We start from the raw sequence: 8,545 nt of genomic DNA on the forward strand, positions 1-8,545 counted from the left end.
ACCTGGCGTCAGTTGCGTGCCTACGACTGGGCGCACGATGTCCAGCGTCTGGTGGACGATCTGCGCGCGCTCGGCATCGCCCCGGCGGAGCAAGGGGCACCAAATGACGCGGCGACTAGCGATCCCGATCCCGCTGCGCGTCGACGCTGGCTGCTGCCGGCCGCGGCCGCGGCGCTGCTGATGGCTCTGGGGGTCGGCTGGTACGCCCTGCAGCCGATAGCGCCGACAACGCCGGCCCCCCAGCCGCCATCAACAACGGTGAGCGCCGCAAAACCTTCGACCAATTACCCCGCCGACGTCAGCGGCACGTGGCTGGCCACCCTCGCCCCTGATGAGACCCTCTCACTGTCACTACGGCAGTCAGGCGAACAGGTCGAGCTGAACAGTCGGCCGGTGCCGATCAGTCAGCGTGCGGACTGGGCCGACTACCGCCGTTTCTGGCGCGAGCGCTTCGGTAGCGAACTGGACTTCATCACCTACCGCGGCCAGGGGAGCGCCAGCAGTCGTCCGGGTGACGATCTGGTGATCGACGTCGCACTGCAGATCGTCAGCAGTCCTGGCGACACCCTGGTCGACTCTGGCAACCTGCACGCCACGCTCAACCCGGAAGGTACCCGCATGGCTGGCACCCTTTGGCTCAACAGCAAGCAGGCCGAACGCCCGCTACGCCTGGAGCGGACACCGAAAGCGAATTGAGCTTTCGAGAAGCGGCTTTCTGCACTCGGGACGCGCGGTGTCGGATCCACCGATGCCGACGCAGCGGCTACGCATCCCGCCCGCCGGCTATGGCCGGCACGCCAGGAAATCAGGGGTCCCGGAAGATCAGCACCACCGCCTCCGTAGCAACCCCCTCACCACGCCCGACAAAACCCAACCGCTCACCGGTTTTCGCCTTGACGTTGACGCAGTCCACCGCCACCTGCAGGTCGGCGGCGATATTGGCGACCATCTGCGGCAGATAGGGCGCCATCTTCGGCTGCTGGGCGATGATCGTCGCGTCCACATTGCCGACCTGCCAGCCTGTCTGCGCCAGCAGCACCATCGTCGCCCGCAGCAGCTGGCGGCTGTCGGCACCGCGATAGCGCTCGTCGGTATCGGGGAAGTGGCGGCCGATGTCGCCCAAGGCCGCGGCGCCGAGCAGGGCGTCGGTGATCGCGTGCAGCAGGGCATCGGCGTCGGAATGGCCGAGCAGGCCAGACCCATGCGCGATGTCGACCCCGCCGAGGATCATCTTGCGTCCCGGAACCAGCGCGTGGACGTCACCACCCTGGCCGACGCGGATCATTCGTCCACCCGCGCCCTGCCCTGCAGGATCAGCTCGGCCAGGCGCAGGTCGGCCGGGAAAGTCACCTTGAAGTTGCTGATGTCACCAGCGACCAGCCGGGGGTTGAAACCGGCAGCCTCGATTGCCGACGCTTCGTCGGTGCCGTCCGTGTGTTCAGCCAGCACCCGACACAACAAGCCATAGCGAAACATTTGCGGTGTCTGTGCCTGCCACAAGCCGTCTCGCGACTCGGTGCGTGCCACGCGCTGCTCATCGTCGGCGCGCTTCAGCGTATCGGCCACCGGTACGGCGAGAATGCCGCCGACCGGATCGTCGGCCAGTTGCTCACAGAGGGCGGCCAGGTTCGCTTGCGACAGACAGGGGCGCGCCGCATCGTGCACCAGAACCCAGTCGTCGTCGTGAGCAGCTGTCGCGGCGGCGGCCAGCCCATTGGCGACGCTTTCGGATCGGCTCGCCCCGCCACAATAGACGGTCTCCAGCTTGTGGCCGAGGCTTGTCCAATCGTACTGCCGCCACCATCTATCGTCTGGAGAGAGCACCACCCAGACGCGATCGATGGCCTGGCAACGGCACAAGGCGGCTACGCTGTAGTAAATCAGGGGTCGGCCGGCGAGGGACTGGTACTGCTTTGGCGTCTCGCCACCGAAGCGCGATCCGCTGCCGGCGGCGGGGACGATTGCGTAGTGGCGTTGCATGGCGTAATTTTAACCACATACGGTCAGGGGATGACGAAATGAGAGCGCAGCGTTCGCGCCAGGCAAGCACCACCGGGCAGCGCTTGCTGTACCGTCTTGCTGACCGCAGCCAGATCCATCGAGGAGCAAGCAGGTGAGCCAACCGACACCCGACGTTCGTCCGGCCGCCGTCGCCGGCATGTTCTATCCTGGATCGCCAGCCGTTCTGGCCCGCGATGTTCGCCTGCTGCTGACCGACACCTCGCCGGCGCCCGGCCGACGAGCCAAGGCGATCATTGCGCCGCATGCAGGCTATATCTATTCCGGCCCGATTGCCGCCAGCGTCTATGCGCCGTTGCACGCGCTGCGCGACAGCATCCGACGGGTCGTCCTGCTCGGCCCGACGCACCGCGTGGCGGTCAATGGCCTGGCGGCTCCCGCGTCCACCGCCTTCGCCACGCCGCTCGGCGTCGTTCCGGTTGACGCGGAGGCCATCGCCACCATCGCGCATCTGCCACAGGTGGTCGTCAGCGACGACGCGCACGCTCTCGAACACTCGCTCGAAGTGCAACTGCCGTTTCTGCAGACGGTGCTCGACCGCTTCACCCTGGTGCCACTCGCCGTCGGCCGCGCATCGGCCGCACAGGTCGCCGAAGTCCTCGAGTGCCTGTGGGGCGGCGACGAGACGCTGATCGTGATCAGCTCCGATCTGTCGCATTACCTTCCCTACGCGCTGGCGCGGCAGACCGACGCCGAGACCGCACGCCACATCGTCGCGCTCGATGCCCACATTGATCACCAACAGGCCTGTGGCGCCACGCCGGTCAATGGCCTGTTGCTGGCGGCGCGCCGGCATGCCTTGAAGGCGCAACTGATCGATCTGCGCAATTCGGGCGACACCGCCGGTGACCGCTCACGGGTGGTCGGCTACGGCGCTTTCGCCTTCACCGCGGAGACTGCCGATGTCCACTGATCCCCTGGGCAGTGCCTTGCTGGTGATTGCTCGCAACGCCATCGCCAAGCATTTCGGCGGCGCAGCGCAAGCCGTCGACCCGCTTCCGGAACTCGACCAAGCGGGGGCAAGCTTCGTCACGCTGACGCGGGGCGGTCGCTTGCGCGGCTGCATCGGCAGCCTGGAAGCGCAGCGGCCGCTGGCTAGGGATGTCGCCGAGAACGCGTTCGCCGCCGCCTTTCGCGACCCACGCTTTGCGCCGCTCGGCGAGCAGGAGTTTGCCGACGCGCGCGTCGAGGTGTCGCTGCTGACGCCCGCCGAGCCTTTCCCGGTGACCAGCGAGGCCGACGCCCTGGCCCGCCTGCGACCCGGGATTGATGGCCTGATCCTGACCTATGCCCGCCACCGCGCCACCTTCCTGCCGCAGGTTTGGGAGTCGCTCGCCGATCCACGAGAGTTTCTGGCCGAACTCAAGCAGAAAGCCGGCCTACCCGCCGATTTCTGGCACGAAGAGCTCGCCCTGGCGCGTTACGGAGCAAAAAAATGGAAAGAGAAGTGAACCACTCGCTGAAAACGCCGGAATCCACTCACCCGGGTCGCTGGTGGCATGCCATCGCCGGTGAACGCATTCAGTGCGACCTCTGCCCACGCGACTGCAAGTTGCACGACGGCCAGCGCGGCGCCTGCTTCGTCCGCCAGAACCTCGGCGGCGAGATGGTGCTGACCACCTATGGGCGCTCGTCGGGCTTTTGCATCGACCCGATCGAAAAGAAGCCGCTCAATCACTTCTATCCCGGCTCGTCGATCCTTTCCTTCGGCACCGCCGGCTGCAACCTGGCCTGCAAGTTCTGCCAGAACTGGGACATCTCGAAATCGAAGGACATGGACCGCCTGCTCGATGCCGCCAGCCCGGAAGGCATCGCCGCGGCGGCCGCCGCCTACGGCGCACAGTCGGTGGCGTTCACCTACAACGACCCGGTGATCTTTGCCGAGTACGCCATCGACACCGCCATCGCCTGCCGGGAAAGCGGCATCAAGACCGTCGCCGTCACCGCCGCCTATATTCATCCCGAGCCGGCGCGCGAGTTCTTCGCGGTGATGGACGGCGCCAACGTCGACCTCAAGGCGTTCACCGACGACTTCTACTTCAAGCTCTGCGGTGGCCATCTGCAACCTGTACTCGACATCCTCGCCTACATCCACCATGAAACGACCTGCTGGCTGGAAATTACCACCCTCCTGATTCCCGGGCGCAACGATTCACTGGCCGAGATCAAGGCGCTGTCGGACTGGGTGGCCGGCGAACTGGGGCCGGACGTGCCGCTGCACTTCACTGCCTTCCACCCGGACTGGAAAATGAGCGAACTGCCAGCGACCCCGCCGTCCACCCTGACCAGGGCTCGGCGCATCGCGCTGGACGCCGGCCTGCACTACGTCTACACCGGTAACGTGCATGACACCGAGGGCGGCACCACCTTCTGCCCGGGCTGCCAGGCGGCGTTGATCGAGCGTGACTGGTACAACATCCGCCATTACGATCTGCCGGCCGACGGTCGTTGTCCGCACTGCACCACCCAGCTCGCCGGCCACTTCGCCAGCTTCGGCAAGCCCTTCGGTCGGCATCGCGTGCCGGTCAGGCTGGTCCGTCGATGAGCGCCGCCACCCCGTCTGTCAGGCAAATGGCAGTCTCGATCGACAGCGGGCACGGCCCGCTGCACGGTCTGCTCACCCTGCCCGACCAGGCCTCGGCGCTGGTCGTCCTGGCTCACGCCGGCCCAAGCCCCGAAGCCCGTGACGAAGCGCTCGCAGTGATCCTGCGCCACGCCCGTATCGGGACACTGACACTCGACCTGCTGACGCCCAGTGAAGAACGTTTCGACGACAACCACCACAACGTCCCGCAGCTCGCCAAACGCCTGCTCGACGGCTTGTTGCTGATCAAGCAGCGGATGCTCACCGACGAACTGCCGAAGCTACCGATCGGCCTCTGTGCCGCCGGCGACTGCTCGCCGGTGGTGCTGCGTGTTGCCGCCCAGCGTGACCACGACATCTTCGCCATCGTCTGCCGGGGTGGCCTGATTGACCTGGCCGGCATGATGTATCTGCACTTGCTTGCGTCGCCACTTCTGGTGCTGGTCGGCCAGGACGACGAACGCCTGGTGGCAAGCACCCGGCGCGCGCTACACGAACTGGCCTGCCCCAACGAACTGCAGTTGCTGCCGGCAAGCGCCGATTCACCCGACTCTGGCGAGGATTTCGAGTCGGTCGCTCGCGAAACCGCGCACTGGTTCGTGCGACACCTGCCAACGACGGTCGCTGCTGCCACTGCGCCTGGCCGCGCTTGAGCACGCGGTTTGCGGCGCCTTTGCACGGGCCCGCCCTCTGCCCATAGCCTTGGCCTTCATACAGGGCATGGGAGCGTGTGAGAATGCCCTCGACTTTGATCGGACATGGAGGCGAAATGGACCGCAACTCTTCAACATGGTTACGCGGGCTGTTGATTCTCGGTGCCCTCCTGGTTTCCGCCTGCGCCGCTTACAGCGGCAGCAAGCTCAAGCCGGGGGTGTCGACTCGGCCCGAAATCTTTGCCGCGATGGGCCAGCCGACGATGGTCTGGAAGAATCGCGATGGGAGTGAACAGCTGGCTTACCCACACGGCCCATTTGGCACGCAGACTTTCATGGCGTACGTCGGGCCGGATGGAAGACTGCAAAGCATCGAAAAGGTGCTGGACGTGGCGCATTTTGCTCGCGTCCACGCGGGACTGAGCAAGGATGAAGTGCTGCGCATCCTCGGTCCGTCGGGACCCATGTGGACCCAGTATTACTCGAGGAGCAATCAACTCGCCTGGTCATGGCTGTTCTGCAACGACTGGAACGTTCAGGAATTCTTCGACGTGATGTTCGACGCGACTAGCGGCCTTGTGCATTCGACCGGACAGCACCCGAATCTGGGCGCTGGGGATGGGGTTGAGCCTTTTTGCGGACACTGACGGGAAGCCTGTCCTCGACAAGCGCCGGGGAGCGGAGCACGGAGCCCGCCTCGACCGAGCTTCCCCCGAGGTGCCGTCTGCCAAGGGCAACCTGGAATTGACGTCGCTTTTGGCAGGTGAAAAATGAAGATCGCGAAACAGGCATAGACGATCGAGTTCAAGGAACTGGCAGTCCAGCCGATCCAGGACAGCCATCACCGTGGTCTTGGGCGCCTTCGGGAGCACTGAGACGCGTCGCTCACCCGCAGCGCGGGAGCGGTCTTCCGGGTGACTACAGTCGCAGGCGTGCCGGGGCAAGCGGTCGCGTGCCATGCCGCCGCCGAATGGCGGCTTCGCTTACCTCGACTGGTCGCCCCGTTCGGTCGGATCGACAGTGGCACGCCGGCGGGCTAGTTCCTGCTCGATTGATCGTTGCACCGTGGTGAAACCCTTGGGCCCGACTATCAGGCCGTTTGGTGTGAGTACGGAAAGAGTGAGGGAAGTACCGGCAATCTTGGCAAGGCTCTTTTCCACCCTGTCCACGTTGGCCGGCCGCAGCACCTCGGCGCTGACCACTTCCGCCCGCACTTCCCATCCGTTTGCAGACTTCGCCGCAGCAATGCTGTTGACGAAGGTGTTCGCGACCTGCTCCAGCTCGCTCTTCCCACGCGTTTCAAGGTCCTCCTGAACGGCTCGATCGGCCGCTGTCATCGGTGCGAACAGCGCGTCACCAAGCAACACGCGCCCCTTCGCAGTGATGTCGCTGGTGGTCGTCGCGCGCACCAGCAGAGTGGCGGTTGGATCGCCGAGCCGCTTGCGAATCGTTTCTTCGACAAACCTGACCTGTGAGGGAACAGGTGGACGGGCACCGGACACTGTGGCAACGATCACCGGGCCGATCGGCAAGTGGATGAGCTGCACGCCTTCCAACTCAAAGGTCTGACCATAGGTCACAAGTAGTTCCCGAAGCGTCTGCTCGGCAGTTTCCGTCATTCGTACATTGGCTGTCACGTCGGCCGCGATGAAGTGGCCGTCAAGGTTGACCGTCGGCAGCAGGTTTGCCGAACCCGCTGCCGCCACATCCTGAGTGATGGCGCACCTGACGAACAAGCTGATCTGCCGATTGACCTTTTCCGAGATGGCTTGCTGCATGGCCTTGACCTTCTGCGGGGAGAACGATCGCGGCGTATTGACCGTCGCCAGCACATTGACCGAGCCGTCCGCGGTCTGATCATAGATAACCCTCGAAAGCCGGGCACCGGCATCATCCGCCAGGGCGTGCTCGATGGTCGCGACGATCGACTGGTTGAGGCGCCAGTCGTCGATGGTGGTGACGAGTTGACGGGTGAGGATGGCGGCGACGGCGAGCAGGCCGATGCCGGCGGCGGCGAAGCGCTTCAACAAGTCGATTCGCGTGCCAATCTCCGCGCGGGTGACGAACCCGGCCAGAATGAAGATGGCGGCGGAGACCGCGAGTATCGTAAGGAAGTTGGCAAAGAACAGCAGGAAGGCTCCCCAGGCGCCATCGAAAGCCCCGAACGCCAAAGACAGACCGGAGGTGGCGAGTGGCGGCGTCAACGAGGTGGCAATCGCCACTCCCGGCAGCGCCGGACTGGTCCGCTCATCGACCAGTGCCAGGCCACCGGCGAGGCCAGCCAGGGCTGCCACGAACAGATCGAGCAAGGATGGCTTGGTGCGCGCCAGCATTTCCGGCGTCACTTCCAGGGCGAACGGCAACAGACCCAGGATCAGGGCAAACGCGACGATTAACAGTACGCCGCCGAACTCGGCGACCATGGCGTTGCGCAACAAACGCAGGTCGCCGCGGGAAAGTGCCAGGGCAATGCCGAAAATCGGCGCCATCAGCGGCGAGACCAGCATGGCGCCGATGACCACCGCCGCGCTGTTGGCGAGCAAGCCGAAGGCAGCGATGCCCGCTGACGCCAGCAGCAGCACATAGTACAGCGGCCTTGGTATCGAGCCGTGCGCGATATCGTCGATCACCGCCGCCTTGCGTTGTTGCGATACGGACCACAAGGCAACCAGCGGCACATCCAGGTCCGTGCGCTTCGAACTCGGGTCGGGGCGGACCGGGTCCGTCGCTGCGCTGTTGCTATTCATGATGGCAGCTGCGGCTCGCTAGTAGGGGTTGAAAATCGACGGCGCGACGGTACCCTTCGCAGGCGCGCTCGACGGCGAGGGCGACGGTTCGACCGCTTGCGGTGCCGACGACTGCGGCGCCTCCACCGCTGACGGCAAAGGCAACTCCGCGGCCGGTTGGCGCTCGGGTCCGTGAGCTTGTTGCGGTGGCCTATACTTCGGCGGACGCCAGAGTAGCTGCGCGTTTTCTACCCATCCCGTTTCGCCAGTCGATTCGACGCGCACGTGGGCAAAGCCCCTGTCCAGTTGATCCCGATAGAGTTTCGTGTACTCTGGCAGACGCGTGATGATGACACCGCCGGGGCTCCGGTACAGGGGCAGATCGGGCGAGGCGGCGTAGTAGACGCCTTCCACGGCTGCCGACCCGCTCGTCTCCGACGTCGCCCCACCGATGCCCGGGATGTGCTTTTCCAGTGTTGAACAGCCACCCAAACCGGCGACGAGCCCAGCGGAAAACAGCAAGGACGTGAGGTGTTTTGAGTGTTCGATCATCCCGGCAGATC

General features: G+C 65.1%; 8 protein-coding genes and 2 pseudogenes. 6 read left to right on the forward strand and 4 right to left on the reverse strand.

What is annotated here, in order from left to right; all coding sequences use genetic code 11:
- Window positions 1-696: pseudogene (locus RUW20_RS09805) on the forward strand (hypothetical protein); the annotation flags it as partial.
- 109 nt (window positions 697-805) lie between these two features.
- On the opposite strand, the gene ispF reads toward RUW20_RS09805, so the two are convergent.
- Together ispF and ispD are read right to left on the reverse strand one after the other, a co-directional pair.
- Window positions 806-1,285 carry a 2-C-methyl-D-erythritol 2,4-cyclodiphosphate synthase gene (gene ispF, locus RUW20_RS09810; protein ID WP_313952021.1) on the reverse strand — a complete coding sequence of 160 codons (480 nt, stop codon included), beginning with the start codon at window positions 1,283-1,285 and terminating at the stop codon, window positions 806-808.
- On the reverse strand, window positions 1,282-1,980 hold the full coding sequence (gene ispD, locus RUW20_RS09815) for a 2-C-methyl-D-erythritol 4-phosphate cytidylyltransferase (protein WP_313952022.1): 699 nt from the start codon (window positions 1,978-1,980) through the stop codon (window positions 1,282-1,284). The genes ispF and ispD overlap by 4 nt, the downstream gene beginning before the upstream one ends.
- A 133-nt stretch (window positions 1,981-2,113) precedes the next feature.
- Here ispD and amrB point away from each other — a divergent pair, with 133 nt between their 5' ends.
- From amrB to RUW20_RS09840, 5 genes are all read left to right on the forward strand, one after another.
- A complete protein-coding gene (gene amrB / locus RUW20_RS09820; protein WP_313952023.1) occupies window positions 2,114-2,932 on the forward strand; it encodes an AmmeMemoRadiSam system protein B in 819 nt (272 codons plus the stop codon).
- Entirely contained in the window at window positions 2,922-3,470 is a 549-nt protein-coding gene (amrA, locus tag RUW20_RS09825) for an AmmeMemoRadiSam system protein A (protein ID WP_313952024.1), read from the forward strand. The genes amrB and amrA overlap by 11 nt, the downstream gene beginning before the upstream one ends.
- A complete protein-coding gene (gene amrS / locus RUW20_RS09830; RefSeq protein ID WP_313952025.1) occupies window positions 3,455-4,564 on the forward strand; it encodes an AmmeMemoRadiSam system radical SAM enzyme in 1,110 nt (369 codons plus the stop codon). The genes amrA and amrS overlap by 16 nt, the downstream gene beginning before the upstream one ends.
- Window positions 4,561-5,256, forward strand: coding sequence for a hypothetical protein (locus RUW20_RS09835; RefSeq protein ID WP_313952026.1), 696 nt, complete (start codon window positions 4,561-4,563; stop codon window positions 5,254-5,256). The genes amrS and RUW20_RS09835 overlap by 4 nt, the downstream gene beginning before the upstream one ends.
- A gap of 116 nt (window positions 5,257-5,372) precedes the next feature.
- Window positions 5,373-5,903, forward strand: a complete 531-nt coding sequence (locus RUW20_RS09840) for a hypothetical protein (RefSeq protein ID WP_313952027.1) — start codon at window positions 5,373-5,375, stop codon at window positions 5,901-5,903.
- A 336-nt stretch (window positions 5,904-6,239) separates the two neighbouring features.
- On the opposite strand, the gene RUW20_RS09845 is transcribed toward RUW20_RS09840, so the two are convergent.
- Window positions 6,240-8,003: a DUF389 domain-containing protein gene (locus RUW20_RS09845; RefSeq protein ID WP_313952028.1), complete on the reverse strand. Its 1,764-nt coding sequence runs from the start codon at window positions 8,001-8,003 to the stop codon at window positions 6,240-6,242.
- 18 nt (window positions 8,004-8,021) lie between these two features.
- Window positions 8,022-8,545, reverse strand: a pseudogene (locus RUW20_RS09850) (hypothetical protein); the annotation flags it as partial.

The organism is Accumulibacter sp., assembly GCF_032229525.1.
In the GTDB taxonomy this organism is placed as follows: Bacteria; Pseudomonadota; Gammaproteobacteria; order Burkholderiales; family Rhodocyclaceae; genus Accumulibacter.